Genomic DNA, 19,590 nt, shown 5'->3' on the forward strand with positions numbered 1-19,590 from the left:
GGGCTGGGGTGGGCCAGCATCCCCGATGTGCTGGTGGAGGGGCCCCTGGCCCGGGGTGAGCTGGTCTGCCTGACCCCCACCTTTCTGGCGGGGCCGCCGGCCATGAGCACCCAGCTCTTGTGGCATCGCGCCCGCCCGCTCGGACAGGCGGGGCGCTGGTTGAAAGAGGCGCTACAGGCGCGCACCCGGGGTCAGGGAGAGGGGGGGTAGAGGCGCCCCTCCCTAGTCGACCAGCTCGTAGGGCAGGGGTCGCAGGCGCAGGGCCGAGCCCTCGTCCTCTTTGAGGCGGAACTCGGCATCGGCCTCGGTATCCTTGGGCAGTACGGCGCTCACCAGCAGGGCGTCACCTTCCTGCCAGACATTGATCACCGTGCCGCTGCGGCGCCAGTTCTCCCCGAGGCGGAGCTCCAGGGTATCGCCGGCTGACACCTCGCGGCCGGCGTTGCCTTCGAGCAGGAACAGGGCGCGGTTGTTGGCGCCCCGGTACTTGGCGCGGGCCACCGTCTCCTGACCCGTGTAGCACCCCTTGGTGAAGCTGATGCCGTCCAGGGCCTGCAGGTTGATCATCTGGGGAATGTACTCCCCCTGATGGGGCGCCTCGAGATGGGGCAGGCCGGCGAGGATCTCAAAGCCCATCCAGTCGCCCTCGCTCCCCTCGGGCAGGGTCAGTGCGGGCAGGGATTCGCTGGCCAGCAGCCAGCGGTCGGCCTCGAGGCGCACCGCCATGCCGCCGGGGATGAGGCCGCTGCCGGTGAGGCCGAAGGTGTCGGCCATCAGGGCGTCACACCCGCTGCCGGCCAGGCCTGCCAGTGTGTGGGGCGCCTCGACGATCTCCACCTTGGAGAAGACCGCGAATTTTTTCAGCTCGGGCAGCTCGCGAGCCAGGGCCGAGCGGCGCAGCACCAGCAGCAGGGCCGACGCCAGGGTGAGCAGGCGAAAGTCGCTCCACAGCTTGCCCTTGGGATCGCAGTGCCCCCCCAGAGTCTGCTGGCCCGGGGTCAGTGCCGCCACATCACAGGTGACCTGGCCCTGCAGATACTTGACCCGCTCCTCGCCGGTGAGCCGGATGGCGGCGAAACCGGGCAGGGTATAGAGGGTGGGTTGTGCTGGAAAAACAGGCAGTTGGCTACTCATGATGGGTGTCCGACAGGGGCAAAAGATGTGACCGTCATGGTAAAGATGGAAGGAAAATTTGTCAGCCGGAAAATCGGGCTGCTACCATCCCCCCGTTTTCACTTGGAGTAATGTCGATGTTGACCCCAGCCGAGAAATCCCGTCTCAAGTGGGCCTGCCGCCGTGGCATGCTGGAACTGGACGTGATCGTGATGCCCTTCTTCGAGCACGAATACGACGCCCTCACCCCGGAGCAGCAGAAGACCTTCGAGCGCCTGCTCACCTGCGACGACCCGGATCTCTTCAAGTGGTTTATGGGCCACGGCGTGCCCAGCGACCCCGATTTTGCCGCCCTGGTGCCCTTCATCCTGCAGCGCAACCAGGCCCGTCACGACGCCAGGCTGTGACCGGCGCCCCCCTGCCACTGCGCCCGTCGCGCCGGGGGCGGGGGGTGATGCTGCTGCTCTATCTGTTGCTGATCGCCCCGACCCCCTTCTGGCTTGATGGCTGGCAGTGGGGGCTGTTTGTCCCCCTCTGGGGGCTGGCCCTGTGGCGCTCCTGGTTGGTCATGGGACGCGCCGCCCCGACCCTGGCCTGGGACGGGGAGCGGCTCTGGCGCGATGGGCACCCCTGGCAGCCAGCGCGCTGCCGCGTCTTGCCGGGTCTGCTCTGGCTTCGCTTCGAGCAAGGCGGACTCGCCCTCTTCGCCGATCAACTCGGCGATAGGGATTACCGCGCCCTGGCCCGCGCCATTCATCTGTCGTGAGCCCCAATTTCGGCGGCTAACCCCTGCCATAGTTTGTTCCCCTGCGGGGGAGGGGTTAAGATTCCCATCAACTCTCTTTTGCCCAGACCCGAGAATCCATGTCTCAATACAATGCCGATGCCATTGAGGTCCTTAATGGCCTGGAGCCGGTGCGACGTCGCCCCGGCATGTACACCGACACCACCCGCCCCAACCACCTGGGTCAGGAGGTCATCGACAACAGCGTCGACGAGGCGCTGGCAGGCCACGCCCGCAGCGTCGAGGTGATCCTGCACGAGGATCAGTCCCTCGAGGTGATCGACGACGGCCGTGGCATGCCGGTGGATATCCACCCGGAAGAGGGGGTCTCGGGGGTGGAGCTTATCCTCTGCAAGCTGCACGCGGGGGGCAAGTTCTCGGGCAAGAACTATCAGTTCTCCGGCGGTCTGCACGGGGTGGGGATCTCGGTGGTCAACGCCCTCTCGACCCGGGTCGAGGTGACGGTGCGCCGCGACGGTCAGGTCTACGAGATCGCCTTCGAGAAGGGGGAGAAGGTCTCCGAGCTCGCGGTCACCGGCACCTGCGGGCGGCGCAACACCGGCACCCGGGTGCGCTTCTGGCCCGAGGCCCACTACTTCGACTCCCCGAAATTTTCGGTCTCCAAGCTCGAGCACCTGCTCAAGGCCAAGGCCGTGCTCTGCCCCGGCCTCTCGATCACCTTCCTCGACAAGAACACCGGCATCAAGCTCGCCTGGTGCTATGAAGATGGCCTGAAAGATTACCTGGTGGACGCGGTCAAGCACGTCCCCTGCCTGCCGGAGCAGCCCTTCGTCGGCTCCTTTGCCACCGAGAGCTCGGCGGCGGACTGGGCCCTGTGCTGGCTGCCCGAGGGGGGCGAGAGCCTCGCCGAATCCTATGTGAACCTGATCCCCACGGCGCTGGGCGGCACCCACGTCAACGGCCTGCGCCAGGGGCTGCTCGACGCCATGCGCGAGTTCTGCGAGTTTCGCAATCTTCTGCCGCGCGGCGTCAAGCTCACCCCGGAAGACATCTGGGATCGCTGCGCCTACATCCTCTCGGTCAAGATCCAGGATCCCCAGTTCGCCGGCCAGACCAAGGAGCGGCTGTCGTCGCGCCAGTGCGCGGCGTTTGTATCGGGCGTGGTGAAAGACGCCTTCAGCCTCTTTTTGAATGCCAACACCGAGCTGGCCGAGCAGATCGCCGAGCTTTGCATCTCCAGCGCCCAGCGCCGCATGCGCGCCGCCAAGACGGTGGTACGCAAGAAGGTCACCCAGGGGCCGGCCCTGCCGGGCAAGCTCACCGACTGCGGCTGCGCCGACCCCATGCAGGGGGAGCTGTTCCTGGTGGAGGGTGACTCGGCGGGCGGCAGCGCCAAGCAGGCGCGCGACCGGGAGTTTCAGGCCATCATGCCCCTGCGCGGCAAGATCCTGAACACCTGGGAGGTCGAGGCCGGCCAGGTGCTCGCCTCCCAGGAGGTACACGACATCTCGGTGGCCATCGGCCTCGATCCCGACTCGGACGATCTTGGCGGCCTTCGCTACGGCAAGGTGTGCATCCTCGCCGATGCGGACTCCGACGGCCTGCACATCGCCACCCTGCTGTGCGCCCTGTTCGTGAAGCACTTCCGCACCCTGGTGGAGAAGGGCCACGTCTATGTGGCCATGCCGCCCCTCTATCGCATCGATATCGGCAAGGAGGTCTACTACGCCCTCGACGAGGACGAGAAGAACGGCGTGCTCGAGCGGGTCGAGGCGGAGAAGAAGAAGGGCAAGGTGATGGTGACCCGATTCAAGGGCCTGGGTGAGATGAACCCCAAGCAGCTGCGCGAGACTACCATGGATCCCAATACCCGCCGCCTGGTGCAGCTCACCATGGAAGACGCCGAGGCCACCATGAAGCTGATGGACATGCTGCTGGCCAAGAAGCGTGCCTCCGATCGCCGCGAGTGGCTCGAAGAGAAGGGCAACCTCGCCGAGGTGTAACCCCAAGCGGCACGGCCCGGGCCGTGCCCCCGAATTCGGGCGGCCAGCGCCGCCCCCTATAACCAAGAGAAGAACCCATGAGTGACCTAGAGCAGAGCCTCGACGGGGTGGAGCGTCAGCCACTGCACGCCTTCACCGAGAAGGCCTACCTCGACTACTCCATGTACGTCATCATGGACCGCGCCCTGCCGCACATCGGCGACGGTCTCAAGCCGGTACAGCGCCGCATCATCTACGCCATGAGCGAGCTGGGACTCTCGGCCCTCTCCAAGCACAAGAAATCGGCCCGTACCGTGGGTGACGTGCTGGGTAAGTACCACCCCCACGGGGACAGCGCCTGCTATGAGGCCATGGTGCTGATGGCCCAGCCCTTCTCCTACCGCTACCCGCTGGTGGACGGCCAGGGCAACTGGGGGGCGCCGGACGATCCCAAGTCGTTCGCCGCCATGCGTTACACCGAGGCGCGCCTGTCGCGCTTCTCGGAAATTTTGCTCTCCGAGCTCGGCCAGGGCACGGCCGACTGGGTGCCCAACTTCGACGGCACCATGAAAGAGCCCAAGGTGCTGCCCTCACGCCTGCCCCATATCCTGCTCAACGGGGTGACCGGCATCGCGGTGGGGATGGCGACCGACATTCCGCCCCATAACGCCCGCGAGGTGGCTCACGCCTGCGCCGAGCTGCTCGACAACCCCGAGGCCGGGCTCGATGCCCTGATGGCCCACATTCAGGGGCCGGACTACCCGACCAACGCCGAGATCATCACGCCCCGTGACGAGATCCGCAAAATCTACGAGACCGGCAAGGGTTCTATCAAGCAGCGCGCCGTCTGGGCGCTGGAAGACGGCGAGATCGTCATCACCGCCCTGCCGCACCAGGCCTCGGGCGCCAAGATCCTCGAGCAGATCGCCGGGCAGATGACCGCCAAGAAGCTGCCCATGGTGACCGACCTGCGCGACGAGTCGGATCACGAGAACCCGACCCGTCTGGTGATAGTGCCGCGCTCCAACCGTATCGATGTGGATGGCCTGATGGCGCATCTCTTTGCCAGCACGGATCTCGAGAAGAACTACCGGGTCAACCTCAATATCCTGGGGCTGGATAACCGCCCCCAGGTCAAGGATCTCAAGACCATACTCACCGAGTGGCTCACCTTCCGCCGTGAAACCGTGCGCCGCCGCCTGCAGTATCGTCTCGACAAGGTGCTCTCCCGCCTGCACATCCTCGAAGGCCTGCTGATCGCCTACCTCAACATCGACGAGGTGATCCACATCATCCGCACCGAGGATGAGCCGGGCGCCGTGATGATCGAACGCTTCGGCATCACAGAGACCCAGGCCGAGGCGATCCTCGAGCTCAAGCTGCGCCATCTGGCCAAGCTCGAGGAGTTCAAGATCCGCGCCGAGCAAAAAGAGCTGGAAGAGGAGCGCGGCAAGCTCGAGCTTATCCTCGGCTCCGAGCGCCGCCTCTCGACCCTCATCAAGAAGGAGCTCTTGGCCGACGCCGAGAAGTACGGCGACGATCGCCGCACCCCCCTGGTGGAGCGCGCCGCCGCCGTGGCCCTGACCGAGAAGGAGCTCACCCCGAGCGAGCCGGTCACCGTCATCCTCTCGGCCGCGGGCTGGATCCGCGCCGCCAAGGGGCACGACGTGGACAGCGCAGGCCTCAGCTACAAGGCCGGCGATCACTTCCTGTGCGACGCCCAGGGGCGCAGCAACCAGCAGGCGGTATTTCTCTCCACTCTGGGGCGCAGCTATTCCCTGGAGGCACACACCCTGCCCTCGGCCCGCAGCCAGGGCGAGCCGCTCACCGGTCGCTTCGCCTTAAGCCCGGGCGAAGAGGTGCACCATGTGGTGATGGGAAGCGAGCAGGAGCCCTATCTGCTCTCGACCGATGCGGGATATGGCTTCGTCTGCAGCTATGAGGACATGATCGGTAAGAACAAGAACGGCAAGGCGCTGCTGTCGGTGCCGGAGGGGGGCCAGGTGCTGGCGCCGCAGCCCATCAAGCGCCCGGACAGCGATCTCTGCATGGCCATCTCCAACGAGGGGCGCATGCTGCTGTTCCCGCTCTCGACCCTGCCGGTGCTCGGCAAAGGCAAGGGCAACAAGATCATCAGCATCCCCTCGGCCCGGGTGAAGGCGCGCGAGGAGTTTGTCACCCAGCTCGCCGTGGTGCCCGCCGGCCAGTCGGTCACCCTGTTTGCCGGCAAGCGCAAGCTGACCCTGAAACCTTCGGATCTCGAGTACTACCGTGGCGAGCGCGGCCGCCGCGGCGCCAAGCTGCCCAGAGGCTTGCAGCGGGTCGATCGTATCGAGATTGAACCCGCAGCCGGAACCGAACCGGCAGCCGGGGAAAATCAGGAAGGGTAATGAATAAGGGCGCGAAAGCGCCTTTTCTTAAAATAAATATTTTTTTTGGTGATTTTATGTACGACTTTATAAAGGATTTCTCACCTGTTTTTTTAGCTTTTTTTGGATTGTTTGTACCAATTTATCAAGCTCAACGGGAAAGAAGAGCTAATTTTAAAAAAGAACATCAAATTAAGATATTTGAACAATTGCTCTCCGTCTCCAATGCACTGACATCTACTTGTGATGAACTATCTTTAAAAGCGTTGATATGGCGTGTTAATAAAAAAGATGGACATGAGGTTGACCTCCCTAAAAGAATGGATTATGCAATGCAGCTTGAGCATGTCACGTATTTGTTTTGCAAAGAATTGGAGTGCCACGAAATTTTAAATCCTTTGTTATTTAGAACAACTCGCTTCATGATTCAAGCAAAATTATACGAGCTTTCCAGGGAACAACCATATCTTGAAAAAAATGACTTTTTTAGTAAGTTAGAATGGGTATCTAGAGAAATATCGTGTTTCACCAGAGATCTCATATCATGTTTGCAAAATGAGATTTATGGCGAGCTATTTTTAACAACAGTTTCACCAAGGGAAACGACAATGGATAGTTTGAAGGTTATAAGAAATGAACCTGATAAACTGTATGCGCTATTAGAATATGTACAATGTGAAACTCACTATGGTAAAGAAGTGTTGAAAGTGAGTTAGTTTTTCACAGGCCTTTATAAGGCTGTGGGTCTGATTAACGAAGCGTAATCAGACCCACGCAAACGATAAACGCTGACGTATGCCATTTAGTTTCGGACTTTAGCTACTGATAACTAATGATGTTTTGTCGAATGAACTCAATAAATATGCGAGTTTTAGCCGGTATATATTAGAGATTCTGGGACACCCACCGTTGTGATAGAGGCGTAAGGGGGAAGGGGAGTGGCGAAAGCGAGGCGCTTTCGCCACCCGGGATGGTTATCGCAGACCGAGTAGCTGGTAGAAGGTGGGATTATCCTCACACTGCCCGGTGCCGCATTCGAGCAGGGTCGAGGCGAGATTGGCCGCGATCAGGATGACGAAGATCAATGAGGCGATACGTCCCCAGCGGGCTACCGTGGGCAGGGAGAGGGTGAGCCTGTCGCTCACTATCAGCACCAGGGCGACGGCCAGGATGATCAGCAGGGCACTCACCAGCGACCAGGTATAGAAGTGCAGGCCGAGGAAGGTTGAGCCATAGCCGGGATCGCCGGGGAGAATATGCAGGAGCACCTGCCGGGTGGCGATGAGGGCCGTGGTCAGGGCGCCGATCATCACGATACCGTAGTGGGTGCCTCTGGGACCAAATTGCAGGTTCAACATAAAGCCGAGGCCCGCCACAATCAGGCCGGCTCGTTGCAACAGACACAAGGGGCAGGGAAGCTCGGAGAGGTAGAGCTGGTAATAGAAGGCGACTATCAGCGTCAGGGAGACGCCCAATAATCCGAGGGTATTGAGCAGTGGCGGCAGATCGTTCTCTTGTGCCGGAGCAGAAGGAGTGGAGAGGGTCATGGCAGGCTCCTAAAACGAGAGGGTAAGCGGGTCGGTCACATGGTGCATAAACGAGAGCAGGGTCACGATCAGAAGAAGAGACCAGAGCAGATAGGAGGCGGTGCGCTTGTTTAGCAGGATGCTGATACCGGTTATCAGCGCAAGCAAGAAGGGTAGAAACATATACATCGTATATTTCCTCATTGGCCGGGCAGTATGAAAGGTGCAACCAGTATATATGAAATGAGTGACAGGGTGCGCACATTGCCCCGGCACCTGGTGACGCTGCCAGAATTTAATTAATCCCGGGGCAGGATGCGCGGGAATAAATGGCGCGGGCAGAGCGTGGCGGCAAGGCCATTATAAGCCCACGTCAACACAAGGGTCACATGGCAGGTAATTCCCGCCGGGTGATTCATCTCGTGCAAGTGATCAGAGGCGAGGCCCAACGGGCCCCGCCCGGGAAATGGCCGGACACGAAGCGTCAGGCGGCCAGGGGCTGCGCCCGGGAGTCGCGCCGGGGGGCGATCAGCAGGCGCAGACGGGGCACCAGCAACAGCAACACCAGACCTGCGCCCGTGGCGCCCCAACCCAGCATGCCAAACACGGCGCTGTAGCCAGGATCGGTGGCAGCCGGCGTCGTGCCGATATTTTGCGGCATGGCACTCGAGACATATCCCGCCAGCACAGAGGCGACGCCGGTCACCATCATCCAGCACCCCATCAAGACCCCTTGCAGGCTGGCAGGGGCCAGTTTTCCAATCATGGCGTAGCCGATGGGGGAGATAAGCAGCTCGCCCAGGCTCTGCAGCACATAGCTGATGGCGATCCATTTGAAGGCGACCAGGCCGTCGGCCCCGGCCAGATGAATGCCCAGTGGCAGCACCAGCATGCCCAGCCCCATGCAGAAGAGGGAGGCGGCAAACTGGGAGGGGATGTCGATATTCCACCCCCGTTCGCGCAGTCGCTTGAACAGCAGGGCCATCAGCGGGCCACCGATGACGATGACCAGGGTGTTGATGTTCTGGATCCACTGGGGCGCGATCTGCAGCCCGAACAGGTTGAGGTTGATGTTGTGCTCGGAGAAGAGCATCAGCCCCATGGGGGCCAGCTGGTAGAGCGACCAGAAGACCAGGGAGCCGAGGGCCAGGATCAGATAGGCCAGCATGCGGCTGCGCTCGGCCCCATCTTGATGGCGGGCCGTCATCACGCCGAGCAAGACCAGCACCAGCAGGCCGAGCAACAGCACGAAGTGGCTGCTGAAGTCGGCATGGGTCAGCAGGAGGCGAAGGACCGGCACCAGCATGGCCAGAATGAGAAGGCCGGCGAGCATGCGAAGATAGAAGCCTCTGCCCTTGATATGGCGCAGCGGGGTACTGATATCGGCCAGGATGGGCCAGCAGGCGAAGGTGGCGACGATGGCGATCACATTGCCCAGGGTCGCGAACAGGAACAGGCTGTGATAATCCGCGGCGAGCTGGAAGTAACCCGCCACCGAGAAGCCGATGAAGAAGCCCAGATTCATCCCGGCGTAGTTCCAGAGAAAGGCACTCTCGCGGCGATGATCATCGGGGGTGAAGCGTTGGGTCAGCATCATGTTGAGGCAGGTTACGTTGAGGCCGCTGCCGGTCAGGAACATGGCAAGACCCCAGTAGAGGCCGTCCGCCCCCGTCTCTGCGATGACGTAACAGCCGGTAACCTGGAGCACCATGCCCAGCACGAAGAGATTGCGATTGCTGAGGTAGCGCCCACCCAGATAGCCACCAAACAGGTGCAGCCCATAGTTGAAGGCCCCGAACACGCCCATCATGGCATTGGCCTGGGTTTCGCTGAAGCCGAGTCGCTGGGTCGCATAGAGCACCAGGGTGGAGTAGAGCACGGCAAAGCCGAGGGTGGCGAAGGTCTGAATAAAGAAGAGAGCCCCCGAGCCCGGGGGTATGGTGGTGTGTTGGTTGGAAGCGCTCACTGTCAGTCTCCTGTGAGAGAAAAAGTCATCACTCGTCCTGAGAGCATCCGGTCTGTTGCCGGTTAGCCTTGCGCGCTTCCTTGCCGCTCTGAAGGCAGACCTGTCATTTAGCGGCCAAGTCGTTCAAATAGCCATACCTAACATTTAATCGGGAAGGATTAATTTGTTTTTATTGATTTTATTTGATTTTTTATTCTTGCTGCCAAGGGGCGGACTGCCCTGCTTGAGGGCAGTGGGAATCCATTTTCTGGTTTCCTTTCTGGTGTTGACAGGCAGGCTCAGGGGCCGTCCGCCGATAGCGAGGGGGGGCAGGACATCGTTGTGATGAATAAATATGGCGTGGGTGGCGAAGCCCGTGCGGGCTTCGCCACCAGACTCAATGACGCGCCAGGGGGTAGGTAAAGAGCGCCAGATGGGTGATGTTGAGGGCAAAGTGAAAGAGCACGGCAACCCAGAGGCGCTGGCTCCAGTGAAAGGCGAGGCCATAGCACAGACCGGCCAGGGCCGCGAAGATCATCATCAGGGGCCCCCCTGCCAGATGATCGGCACCAAAGAGCAGGGCGGCCAGTGGCAGGCCGATGGGCAGGGAGAAGCGACGCACCAGCCCCTGCTGCAGGTAGCCGCGAAACAGCGCCTCTTCGACGACGCAGGTCAGCAGCAGATTGTTGATGGCAAAGAGGAGCCACCAGTCGGGTAGCCCCACCTCGGGCCTGAGGGCCCCCAGCTGCCACGCCAGCAGCAAGAGTCCCAGCATGGGCAGCGGCAGTAGCAGCAAGGCTCGCCGCTTTATCGGGCCACCGCTGCCCCTCAGGCCGGGCCAGGCCAGTAACAGGGCGAAGAAGATGAGCGGCTTGTCGTAGTTGAAGTAGAGGTTGAAAGGAACGCTCTGCCCCCCGGCAAGCACCCGTTCGAGCACCAGCGGATTATGAAAGCCCGGCACCTTGTGATGGAGCAGGGCCACCATCCAGAGCAGCAACAAGAGGTGCCCCCCCATTCGCCACCGGGGCGACAGGGTCGGCAGGCGCCATGCCAGCACCAGGCCTGAGAAGGCAAAGCTCAGCGCCTGCGGAGTGATGGCCCCCTTGATGGTCGCCCACCCCAGAAACAGGGCCAGCAGTAGCCAGGCCTCCCGCTGGCGGCCAAACAGGGCGAGGAGGATGGCGAGCCACAGTGGGGCCCAACTGGTGAATAACGCTATGGTCATCATGTTCTCCCTAAGTTGTCGCCAAGGATAACGGCCATGGGGCGCTGAAAAAACCATGGTGTTGATGATGGATAGCGCATTTATTTCGATGTGAGGCGGAGGGCGGAACCGGCATAAGGGGTTCTGTTCAGGGCTGAACTGGTCGATCATGGATAAGGTTCGGTCGAATCAATGGTTGAGGTCATGGACAGGAGGAGAGTGAGAAGATGCGAGTGATTCCGTTGCTGCTGTGCGCCGTCTGGTCCCTGCAGGCCGAGACGATCAAGCCCGTGCAGGAGGGAACCCTGGCCAACCAGCAACTGATCCGGGATGCCCTGGTCGGTGTGGCAGGCCAGGTGGCGGCGTTGGGCTGCGATGCGCCGGAGCGCTTTGTGCCCGTGGTGCTGCAACTGCCCAAGGGGGAGCCCGGCAGCCGGTACTGGAAAGAGCGTTGGGAGGTCGAGGGGTGTGGCAAGCGCTATCCGGTGGTCATGGATTTTCGCGAGACCGGCATGGAGAGTGCCATGTGGAGCATTGTGCCCTGATCCTGCCGCCTTGCCGGCGGCCAATGGCTGGCTCGGGGCCTAAACTGGAAGAGAACAACCGAGTGCCAGGAGGCCAATCATGGAGACGGAGAAAGCCATCGGGCTTATCGAGGCCCACGGGGCCTTTCACGGGGATCACTACAGCTTTAACAGCGACGAGTTTGTGCAGTGGTGTGAAGAGGATGCCCACCAGCGCCTGACGCTGGATCAGGCCAACCATGACCTCTCGCCGTTTTGCATCCGGGTCGGCTATTCGGAGCCGGTGCGGATGTGGCGCTACTACCTCACCTAGTCGCTCGGGGGATGGGTCGACACACGGGGGGCCTGGGCCCCCTGTTTCATTGTGGGCTCGGCAGGTAGAGCTCCTGCCACAGGGTGATCAGGCCGCGCTCGTCAAAACGCAGCAGCAAGATGGCCTCGAAACGCTCTGCCTTGCCGCTCAGGCGCGTCACGCTCGCCTGCATCGCCAACACGGCGCTGCCCGGCTCGCAGACCCACTCCTGCACCCGATAGTCGATGGTGGCGATGCTGGCCCGAAACTCCTGCAAGAAGGCGAGGTAGCCGGGCCGGTCGGTCTGGTACTCCCGACCGTTGGCGCGCACCGTGAAGTGTTCGGCAAAGCGCTCGCCGATGGCCGCCTCGTCCAGCGTCGCCTCGGCGCGCAGGTGGTGGCGGTTCCAGGCGAGCAGCTCCTGCGCCCACTGTCGGCTCTGAATCATGGGGTCTCCCTGGGTTGGTATCACTCGAGCGCCACTCTACCCGGCCGGGCGGCGCGCCCCCACTGCCCGGACGGGGGCAGCAAAGAAAAGGAGCCGTGAAGGCTCCTTGATGGGGTGGGGCGCTTAGGGCTCCTGGCGAGTGGCGGCCAGCACTATCTCGCGGATGCACAGGTGTTGGGGCTGCTCGTAGGCAAAGCGCACCGCCTCGGCGATATCCTGGGCCGAGATGACGCCGCCCATGTGCTCCTTCCACTGATCGTAACCGGCCTTGATCTCATCGCTGCTGGTGTGGCTCAGCAGCTCGGTCTCGGCCGCGCCGGGGGCGATGGTGATGACGCGCACGTCCTGCATCGCCACCTCTTCACGCAGGTTCTCCGAGATGGCGTGCACGGCGAACTTGGTGCCGCAGTAGGCGGCGTGGTTCGGGAAGGTCTTGCGTCCGGCGATGGAGCTGATGTTGATGATGGTGCCGTGACGGCGCGCCAGCATGCCCGGCAGCACGGCGTGAATGCCGTTGAGCACCCCCTTCACGTTCACATCCAGCATGCGGTCCCACTCGCTCGGGTCCTGCTCGGCGAGCCTGCCAAGCAGCATCTGGCCGGCGTTGTTGACGATAAGATCGGCCGGGCCAAACCGGGCCTCGGCCTCGGCCAGTGCGGCGGTCAGGGCGGCGCGATCGGTCACATCCACCTGGCGGCACAGGGTGTTGGGGAGCGCCAGTGCCTCCAGGCGCTCGATGCGGCGCGCCAGCAACAGCAGGGGATAGCCGCGCTCGGCAAACAGCCGGGCACAGGCGGCGCCAAACCCGGAGCTGGCACCGGTGATCACGATAAGGGGCTGGGTCATGTTGAGTTCTCCACGCTATCAGGAATAGGAAGGCTTGATGCCTTTTGCGATGGGGGCCACTATAGAGGGGTGAAATCCCGGTGAAAAATGGCTTTTTTCACTCTCTGGTATAGGTCTTTTCTATGGATATTCGTCCCCTGCGCGCCTTCGTCGCCGTCTTCGAGGAGCGCAACATCACCGCCGCCGCGGCGCGTCTGTTCATCACCCAGCCCACCCTGTCGGCCACCCTCAAGGGGCTCGAGGAGGAGCTCGGCACCGCCCTGTTTACCCGCCAGGCGCGCGGGGTCGAGGCGACCGAGGCGGCGCGCCGCCTCTATCCCGGGGCCAAGCGGCTGATCGGCGATGCCGAGGCGCTGGCGCGCTCATTGCGCGCCGCCGAGCCCCACCTCGAGCTCACCGTCGGCATCGAGGGGGAGCTGGGGGCGGAGCTGGTGGGGGCGCTGAGCGCTCATCTGGCCGCCATCGAGGGGCTGCGTTTCACCCTGGCAGAGGGGTGCTGCGGCGATCTGCGCCTGGGCTGCGAGTCGCTGCGCTGCGAGGACGAGCTGTTTTTACCCCTGCTCGAAGAGCCCTTCCTGCTGGCCCTGCCGCCCGGCCACCCTCTGGCCGGGGAGGAGGCGCTCGCCCCCGAGCGGCTGGCCGGAGAGTGCTGGGTGATGTGCCCGCACCACTATGCCCAGCAGCGGCTGCTCGCCATCCTCGGCAATCAGGCGCCGGTCTGGCCCCAGCACGCCGGTACCCTGGCCCTGGCCGCTCGCATGGTGGCCGCCGGGGTCGGCATCGCCTGGCTGCCGGCGTCGCTCATCGCCCCCGGCTGCGCCCGGGTGGCCCTGGCCGCGCCGCCCCTCAAGCGCCGCCTCGGGCTCTGCTATTCCCCCGATGCCCTGCGCCTGCCGGCGGCGGTGGCCCTGATGGCGCGCCTGCGCGCCGACGTGGCCCCTTGAGGTAGCGACGAAAAAAGGGCCATCCCGTGGGATGGCCCTTCTTGTTAGCAGCTGGCGTCAAACGCCGGGTCGAACTGCACCGCTCCATTGGGCGTCCCCCCCGCGAGCGGCAGGGCCAGCAGGTACTCGGGGGGGAGCCCGGGCAGTTGCAGGGTGGGGGCGGCCACGAAGCCGAAGCGGCCGTAGTAGTCGGACTCGCCCACCAGCACTATGCCGGCGGCGCCCTCGGCCTGCAGGGCTTGGATGGCGGCTCTCATCAGGGCGCTGCCAACCCCGCCCCCCTGTCGGCTCGGCCACACCGAGATGGGCCCGAGCCCAAACCAGCCGGTTTGGCCCGAGGAGAGGGTGAGGGGCGAGAGGGCCACATGGCCCAGCAGCTCTCCCCCCTCCTCGGCGACCAGCGAGTGGGTCAGGCGGTCACTGGCCCGCAAGGCGGCCACGATGCAGTGCTCGGTCTGGCGGGAGTGGGGGTGAGTGGCAAAGGCGGCGCGGGTCAGGGCGTCGATGGTGGCGATGTCGCCGGGGCATTCGTTTCGGGTAAGCATGGTAGGTGCTCCACCGGGGAGTGCTCTCCCCGGTTATCAAGGGTTAACGGTTGTCGAGCTGGGCGCGCACGGCCTGCAGGCCATGGCAGTTGATGCGATAGGGCTGGCCATCACGGGAGGTGATGAGCCGCTTGTTGCGCAGCCGGGTAAAGGTCACGACCGTACAGTCGCTCAGCAGATAGCCTTCTCGGGTGTAGCACTCGACGTGGAGGATACGGGGGCCGTCGCGCAGCACCAGCAGGCGCCCGCCCTTGGCCAGGACGTGCAGGGTCCGTTGTTCCGGTTTGGAAAGGTTCACGTGGATTCCTTGTCATTCACCATAGGTAACCAGGGCTCAGTACTGTGGGTACTCGCCTCGCTTGCGAATGTGATAACCGGGCAATACCGATTATCGGGTGATGACAATCTCCAACATGCAGGCCTCGAAACGATGAGGTTGAACAGAAATGCGCCGGCACTGTAACAAATCGTGCCGGCGCCGGGCAAGCGCTCGTTACCTCTAAGCGCCCTCAGTATCGATCCATCGAGCCAGCCACAGGCGCAGCCGCAGCCCGGGGCCTGAACTCCACCCCGTCGTGCTTCCCACTACCTTGCCCCCCTTTACCATCAGGAAGGTGGGGGTCACGGAGACCCCCAGGCTTGCGCCGATGGCGCCATCCTGATCATTGATGTTGGCAACGTCATACCCCTGGCGGGCCAGGTAGCGGCTGAGGGTCGGATCGTCCCCCGAGCGCAGGGCGATGCCGAGTACCGGCACCCCGTCTTCGTGCAGGGACTGCACCGCGTCGCCGGTGAAGCGGCACACCCCGCACCAGCTGGCCCAGACATAGATGAGCAGGGGCCGGTCACGGCTCAGTGCCGCGAGATCGACCCGCTCCCCGGCGAGGGTAGTGAGGGGCTGAAGCGACAGGCTCGTCGCATCCGGGGCGCGCAGCCAGTCAGCCACCCCGGTGACAAGCACCAGCAGGAGCAGGGCCAGAGCCCCCTCCTTGAACCAGGCACGTACTCGGCGGCTCATCGGGGCGCCCCCAGCTCGGCCTGGACAATCTGCTCGAGCTGCTCATAGGGGATGGCGCCGGGGATGAGTTGCCTGCCGACCAGCAGGGCCGGTGTCCCCTGTACGCCAAACTCCCGGGCCAGCTGTAGGTTGATGTTCACCTCCCGGGCGCTCTCGTCGCTCATGCTTAGCGCTCTGTTGCCGGTCGCCTTGAGGGCGGCCTGGATCGAGGTCTCATCGAGCATGCCACGCTTGCCCATCAGGGTCTGGTGCAGAGGCAGGAAGGCCTCCGGTTTCTGGCTCCACAGGGTCAGAGCCAGGCGTGCGGAGTTGTTCGAGCTCTCCCCCTTGAAGGGGAGAAACTTGATCACCAGGCCGAGCCGGGGATTGCGTTCGAGCAGCTTCATCACCTCGGGGTCGAAGCGCTTGCAATAGGGGCAGTTGTAGTCGGTAAAGAGCACCAGGGTGAGGGCAGGATCCCTGGCCCCGAGGCGCGGGCTGGCAGGGCTCTCGAACAACACCTTGCGTTGGCTCTCGATAAGCCGCCCCAGATTGCTCTGGTAGTCGGCCTCCTGCTGGTGCTGCCAACTCTCGGCGGCCTCGTCGAGGATGGCGGGATTTTGCACCAGGGTCTCGCGCACCAGCTCGCGGATGCGCGCCTCCTGCTCCGGGGTGAAGGGGGCGGCGCCGACGCCGGCGCCGGCCAGCAGCAGGGCCATCAGTATGGATTTCATGGGGTCTCTCCTCTCGCCTCGGCCAGGGCGGCCAGGGTGGATGGGGTATTGAGCAGGGGCGGCAGCACCTTGCCCCGGGGCAGGCCAGGTCCGTAGATCTGGTTGAAGGGGATGGCGGCGACGCCGCGTCCCTTGAGGAAGACGCTGATGGTGTCGCTCGGGGTGCTCCAGTCTCCACGCAGGGCCACCACGTCGTCGGCAGCAAGGGCCGCCTGCACGGCAGGATCGAGTAGCACGTTGAACTTGTTGGCCTTGCAGGTGATGCACCAGTCGGCGGTCACGTCCACGAAGACCCGCTTGCCGTCGCCGAGCGCCGCCTGAATGGCCGCTTCGCTGAGCGGCTGCCAGATCACGGTGTCGGTGCGTACAGTGGCGCTGGCACCGCGCAGCGCCAACAGGGCCGGGGGCAGCATCAGCACCAGGGCGAGCAGGGCCAACACCCCGTGGCGGCGGCTGACTCGGGCCAGGGCCGCGCAGGGCAGCAGCAACAGCAGCGCCCCGAGGGCCAGCACCAGATAGTTCGGCAGGTGATGCTCGAGCAGGCTCACCAGCCACAGGCTCGAGCCCAGCATCATGATCCCCAGCAGGGGGCGCAGCCCGTTAAGCCAGGGACCGGGTCTGGGCAACAGGCGCGCCATGGTCGGGCTCAGGGCTGGCAGCAGCCAGGGCAGGGCCATGCCAAGCCCCAGGGTGGTGAACACCAGCCAGAGTTGCGGCAGGGGGGCGGCGAGGGCAAAGGCCACGGCGGTGCCGAGAAACGGTGCCGAGCAGGGGGTGGCGAGCAGGGTGGCAAACATCCCCTGCAGGAAGTGGCCGAGGCGCCCCTGACCGCCGGCCACCCCCAATCGGGTGGCCAGGGCGCTGGGCAGGCGCAGCTCAAACAGCCCCAGCAGGTTGGCGGTGAAGAGGCCGGTGACCAGCACCATGATGGCGATAAACCAGGGGCTTTGGAACTGGATGCCCCAGCCGAGCGCCGCGCCGGTGAGGCGCAGGAGCGCGCTCATCAGGGCCAGCAGCCAGAAGGAGACCAGGATGCCGAGACTCGAGGCGACAAAGCCGGCGCGCACCGCGCGGTGATCCTCGCTATGGCGGGTGAGAGAGCCGATCTTGAGGGCCAGCACCGGCAGCACGCAGGGCATCAGGTTGAGGATGAGGCCACCGGCGAGGGCCAGCAGAAGCAGGCTCCACAAGGAGAGAGGGGGCGCCGGTGCCTCGCTCAGGGGCGGGCCGGGACGGCTGTCGAGCTGCCAGCCCTGGCCGTCGTTGACCAGCACCAGGGGCAGGGGCTGCCCCTGCAGATCCGGCGCCCCCTTGCCCCACTCGTCTTCCACCGGTAACACGGCGATCAGGCGATCCCCCTCCAGGGTGAAGCGCGGGGCACCGAACAGGGCTCCCTTCACGGTGTCGACGAAGAGCGCAGGGCGCTGCCAACCGCCGGGGCGGGTCGCCTCAACCTGCAGTTCACCGGGGCGGTAGCCGCTTTGTACCTGCACCGTCTCGGGCAGGGGGCGCGGCACCTGGCTCAGGGCTTGGGCATAGCGGCGATCGAAGTCGGCGTCGGTGGGGCCGCCCTCGTCCAGGGTGAAGGGGAAGTCGGTCAGCACGCAGACATTGCTGCAGGTGGGCAGGCGCAGGGTGCCGCCGAGTTCGCCCGGGCTGGTTACCGTCAGGGGGAAGGTCACATCCCCCGGGTAGCCCTGGGCGGGCAGGCCGGCCACCTCGAAGCGGGTCGGGGTGGGCCAGTGCCAGGTTACCCGGGGAGTGCCCTGCCAGGCGATGGCGGGGGCAATGCCTCCCTCGCCCGGACTCTTCCAGTAGGTCTTCCAGCCCTCGGCGAGCTGTACGCGCAGCAGGGCTCGCTCACCGTTGCGCTCGAGGCGCACCTTCACATGGGGGTGGCGGGTTTCGCTCAACCAGCCGGTATCGGCCGCCCGTGCGGGCAGCCAGAGTGACCCGATCACCAGGATCAGGGTCGTCAACAATCGAAACATGGGGTTCTCCAGAAAAAGACCAATAACAGACCGGATGGGCTGCCTGTCTATTCCCGGAAGTTGCACAAGGTCAGGTGTAATCGCCGCTCGGGGGGCGAGATGGGGATGAGACGTGGCCGGGCGCACCGGGAGAGGGGGGGCGCCAGTATCTGACGGGCCAGCAGGTAGAGGGCAAACAGCAGAGGGGCGATGGCGCTCCACTGGGTGGCCGAGAGCAGTTTGCCGACCAGAGAGCAGGGACTCGGCATCCCCTCTTCCCGGGAGGGGGCTTCCGTGTCGGTCGATGCGGCCGGCGGCAGGCTCAGCTGCCGGGCTTGCTCGAACTGGACCAGCATCCGCATGACCGGCTGCAGGGTGCAGTTAAGCAGCAGCATGGCGATCAGCAGCATAAAGAGGCGGGCCAGACGCCGGCGGTGGGTGAGGGCTCTTGGCATAGGGGAAACATCCTAATGGGCGAGGTTGGCCGAGGCAAGCCAATGGCTCGCTTCTGTCTGGCTAACGCTTGTTCGCCAAAATCCACGCCAGTATACTGCGCCCAGTCTTAATTCGAGGTGTTCGATGCTCAAACTTGCCCGCGTGCTGCTGCTTGGCGTGCTGCTGCTCTTCTGGTTTATCTTTGGCCTGCTGCTGTGCCTGGTGCGGCCGCGCCATCCCAACAACGTCTATGTCTTCGCCCGCATGTACCATGCGGTCTGCCCCCTGATTGGCCTCAAGGTGCGGGTCACCTTCCCGGAGGGGGCCGAGCGGATCGGTCCTGCCGTCTATGTGTGCAACCACCAGAGCAACTACGACATCTTTACCGTGACCGGGGCCGTGATGCCCGGCGTGGTGGCGGTGGGCAAGAAGAGCCTGGTATGGCTGCCCCTCTTTGGCATACTGTTCTGGCTCTCGGGTAACGTCTTGATCGATCGCTCCAACCGCAACCGTGCCATCGGCACCATCGGCCAGGTGGTGGATCGCATCAAGGGGCGTGGCACCTCCATCTGGATGTTCCCGGAGGGGACCCGCTCCAAGGGGCGTGGCCTGCTGCCGTTCAAGGCAGGCGCCTTCCACACCGCGGTGCAGGCCGAGGTGCCCGTGGTGCCCATCATCTGCTCCAGCTACTTCGATCAGGTCGATCTCAACCGCTGGGACAACGGCGAGGTGCTGATTGAGATGCTGCCCCCTGTCTGCCCCAAGGAGCACGGTGCCGCCGGGATCCGTGAACTCTCCGAGGTGTGCCGCGCCAAGATGGAAGAGAAGCTGGCCGAGCTCGACAGCCGGGTCCAGCGTCGAGCCTGACGGGAGTCTATGAGAGAGGGAGCCGATGGCTCCCTTTTTTCATGGCGAAAATAACCATCAATAATTGGTGAATTTCGCCATGCTTTGATGCGCGTTGTCTGCCA

Annotated in this window: 22 protein-coding genes and 1 pseudogene; 10 read left to right on the forward strand and 13 right to left on the reverse strand. The window is 63.8% G+C overall.

Annotated elements, in window-relative coordinates; translation table 11 throughout:
• Positions 1-210, forward strand: a pseudogene (locus BN1133_RS15655) (LysR family transcriptional regulator); the annotation flags it as partial.
• Between the two features lie 12 nt (positions 211-222).
• Here BN1133_RS15655 and ygfZ read toward each other — a convergent pair.
• Positions 223-1,161, reverse strand: coding sequence for a tRNA-modifying protein YgfZ (gene ygfZ, locus BN1133_RS15660; protein ID WP_269084468.1), 939 nt, complete (start codon positions 1,159-1,161; stop codon positions 223-225).
• Positions 1,162-1,250: 89 nt separating this feature from the next.
• Between ygfZ and BN1133_RS15665 the strand changes: the two genes are divergently transcribed.
• The 5 genes from BN1133_RS15665 (at position 1,251) to BN1133_RS19820 (ending at position 6,925) form a co-directional block, all read left to right on the forward strand.
• Positions 1,251-1,520, forward strand: a complete 270-nt coding sequence (locus tag BN1133_RS15665; protein ID WP_050667412.1) for an FAD assembly factor SdhE — start codon at positions 1,251-1,253, stop codon at positions 1,518-1,520.
• Positions 1,517-1,879: a protein YgfX gene (locus BN1133_RS15670; protein WP_224162759.1), complete on the forward strand. Its 363-nt coding sequence runs from the start codon at positions 1,517-1,519 to the stop codon at positions 1,877-1,879. Before BN1133_RS15665 ends, BN1133_RS15670 begins: the two co-directional genes overlap by 4 nt.
• Before the next feature lie 98 nt (positions 1,880-1,977).
• On the forward strand, positions 1,978-3,861 hold the full coding sequence (gene parE / locus BN1133_RS15675; protein WP_050667413.1) for a DNA topoisomerase IV subunit B: 1,884 nt from the start codon (positions 1,978-1,980) through the stop codon (positions 3,859-3,861).
• A gap of 77 nt (positions 3,862-3,938) precedes the next feature.
• Complete coding sequence (parC, locus tag BN1133_RS15680; RefSeq protein ID WP_050667414.1) at positions 3,939-6,230, forward strand: DNA topoisomerase IV subunit A; 2,292 nt, start codon at positions 3,939-3,941, stop codon at positions 6,228-6,230.
• Positions 6,230-6,925 carry a hypothetical protein gene (locus BN1133_RS19820; protein WP_231686282.1) on the forward strand — a complete coding sequence of 232 codons (696 nt, stop codon included), beginning with the start codon at positions 6,230-6,232 and terminating at the stop codon, positions 6,923-6,925. Before parC ends, BN1133_RS19820 begins: the two co-directional genes overlap by 1 nt.
• 258 nt (positions 6,926-7,183) lie before the next feature.
• Here the strand turns inward: BN1133_RS19820 and BN1133_RS15685 are convergent, their stop codons facing one another.
• The 4 genes from BN1133_RS15685 to BN1133_RS15695 all read right to left on the reverse strand — a co-directional run bounded on the left by BN1133_RS15685 (position 7,184) and on the right by BN1133_RS15695 (position 10,908).
• On the reverse strand, positions 7,184-7,756 hold the full coding sequence (locus BN1133_RS15685) for a disulfide bond formation protein B (RefSeq protein ID WP_050667415.1): 573 nt from the start codon (positions 7,754-7,756) through the stop codon (positions 7,184-7,186).
• A gap of 9 nt (positions 7,757-7,765) precedes the next feature.
• Positions 7,766-7,924, reverse strand: coding sequence for a DUF5993 family protein (locus tag BN1133_RS20365; RefSeq protein ID WP_168929855.1), 159 nt, complete (start codon positions 7,922-7,924; stop codon positions 7,766-7,768).
• Positions 7,925-8,219: 295 nt separating this feature from the next.
• Positions 8,220-9,701, reverse strand: coding sequence for a peptide MFS transporter (locus BN1133_RS15690; protein ID WP_153006788.1), 1,482 nt, complete (start codon positions 9,699-9,701; stop codon positions 8,220-8,222).
• 376 nt (positions 9,702-10,077) lie between these two features.
• A complete protein-coding gene (locus BN1133_RS15695; protein ID WP_050667417.1) occupies positions 10,078-10,908 on the reverse strand; it encodes a CPBP family intramembrane glutamic endopeptidase in 831 nt (276 codons plus the stop codon).
• A 203-nt stretch (positions 10,909-11,111) separates the two neighbouring features.
• On the opposite strand from BN1133_RS15695, the gene BN1133_RS15700 reads away from it, so the two are divergent.
• Both BN1133_RS15700 and BN1133_RS15705 read left to right on the forward strand, forming a co-directional pair.
• A complete protein-coding gene (locus tag BN1133_RS15700) occupies positions 11,112-11,429 on the forward strand; it encodes a hypothetical protein (protein WP_050667418.1) in 318 nt (105 codons plus the stop codon).
• Positions 11,430-11,508: 79 nt separating this feature from the next.
• Complete coding sequence (locus BN1133_RS15705) at positions 11,509-11,721, forward strand: hypothetical protein (RefSeq protein WP_005346554.1); 213 nt, start codon at positions 11,509-11,511, stop codon at positions 11,719-11,721.
• Positions 11,722-11,767: 46 nt separating this feature from the next.
• Here BN1133_RS15705 and BN1133_RS15710 read toward each other — a convergent pair whose 3' ends face one another.
• Together BN1133_RS15710 and BN1133_RS15715 are read right to left on the reverse strand one after the other, a co-directional pair.
• The gene (locus tag BN1133_RS15710) at positions 11,768-12,148 is read right to left on the reverse strand and encodes a nuclear transport factor 2 family protein (protein WP_050667419.1); all 381 of its coding nucleotides are present in this window, start codon (positions 12,146-12,148) and stop codon (positions 11,768-11,770) included.
• Positions 12,149-12,271: 123 nt separating this feature from the next.
• The gene (locus tag BN1133_RS15715; protein ID WP_050667420.1) at positions 12,272-12,994 is read right to left on the reverse strand and encodes an SDR family oxidoreductase; all 723 of its coding nucleotides are present in this window, start codon (positions 12,992-12,994) and stop codon (positions 12,272-12,274) included.
• A 122-nt stretch (positions 12,995-13,116) separates the two neighbouring features.
• Between BN1133_RS15715 and BN1133_RS15720 the strand changes: the two genes are divergently transcribed.
• Positions 13,117-13,938, forward strand: a complete 822-nt coding sequence (locus BN1133_RS15720) for a LysR family transcriptional regulator (protein ID WP_050667421.1) — start codon at positions 13,117-13,119, stop codon at positions 13,936-13,938.
• A gap of 44 nt (positions 13,939-13,982) precedes the next feature.
• Here BN1133_RS15720 and BN1133_RS15725 read toward each other — a convergent pair whose 3' ends face one another.
• The 6 genes from BN1133_RS15725 to BN1133_RS15750 form a co-directional block, all read right to left on the reverse strand.
• Positions 13,983-14,483, reverse strand: a complete 501-nt coding sequence (locus BN1133_RS15725) for a GNAT family N-acetyltransferase (RefSeq protein ID WP_050667422.1) — start codon at positions 14,481-14,483, stop codon at positions 13,983-13,985.
• Positions 14,484-14,526: 43 nt separating this feature from the next.
• The gene (locus tag BN1133_RS15730; protein ID WP_050667423.1) at positions 14,527-14,781 is read right to left on the reverse strand and encodes a YjhX family toxin; all 255 of its coding nucleotides are present in this window, start codon (positions 14,779-14,781) and stop codon (positions 14,527-14,529) included.
• A 201-nt stretch (positions 14,782-14,982) separates the two neighbouring features.
• Positions 14,983-15,501 (reverse strand): protein disulfide oxidoreductase, encoded by a 519-nt coding sequence (locus BN1133_RS15735; RefSeq protein ID WP_050667424.1) that lies wholly within the window; start codon positions 15,499-15,501, stop codon positions 14,983-14,985.
• Positions 15,498-16,214, reverse strand: a complete 717-nt coding sequence (locus BN1133_RS15740; protein WP_050667425.1) for a DsbA family protein — start codon at positions 16,212-16,214, stop codon at positions 15,498-15,500. The genes BN1133_RS15735 and BN1133_RS15740 overlap by 4 nt, the downstream gene beginning before the upstream one ends.
• On the reverse strand, positions 16,211-18,205 hold the full coding sequence (locus BN1133_RS15745; RefSeq protein WP_050667426.1) for a protein-disulfide reductase DsbD family protein: 1,995 nt from the start codon (positions 18,203-18,205) through the stop codon (positions 16,211-16,213). The genes BN1133_RS15740 and BN1133_RS15745 overlap by 4 nt, the downstream gene beginning before the upstream one ends.
• 47 nt (positions 18,206-18,252) lie before the next feature.
• Positions 18,253-18,639, reverse strand: a complete 387-nt coding sequence (locus tag BN1133_RS15750) for a hypothetical protein (RefSeq protein ID WP_050667427.1) — start codon at positions 18,637-18,639, stop codon at positions 18,253-18,255.
• A gap of 124 nt (positions 18,640-18,763) precedes the next feature.
• Between BN1133_RS15750 and BN1133_RS15755 the strand changes: the two genes are divergently transcribed.
• Positions 18,764-19,486 carry a 1-acylglycerol-3-phosphate O-acyltransferase gene (locus BN1133_RS15755; protein WP_050667428.1) on the forward strand — a complete coding sequence of 241 codons (723 nt, stop codon included), beginning with the start codon at positions 18,764-18,766 and terminating at the stop codon, positions 19,484-19,486.
• Positions 19,487-19,590: the final 104 nt, after the last annotated feature.

The organism is Aeromonas schubertii, from assembly GCF_000820105.1.
In the GTDB taxonomy this organism is placed as follows: Bacteria; Pseudomonadota; Gammaproteobacteria; order Enterobacterales; family Aeromonadaceae; genus Aeromonas; species Aeromonas schubertii.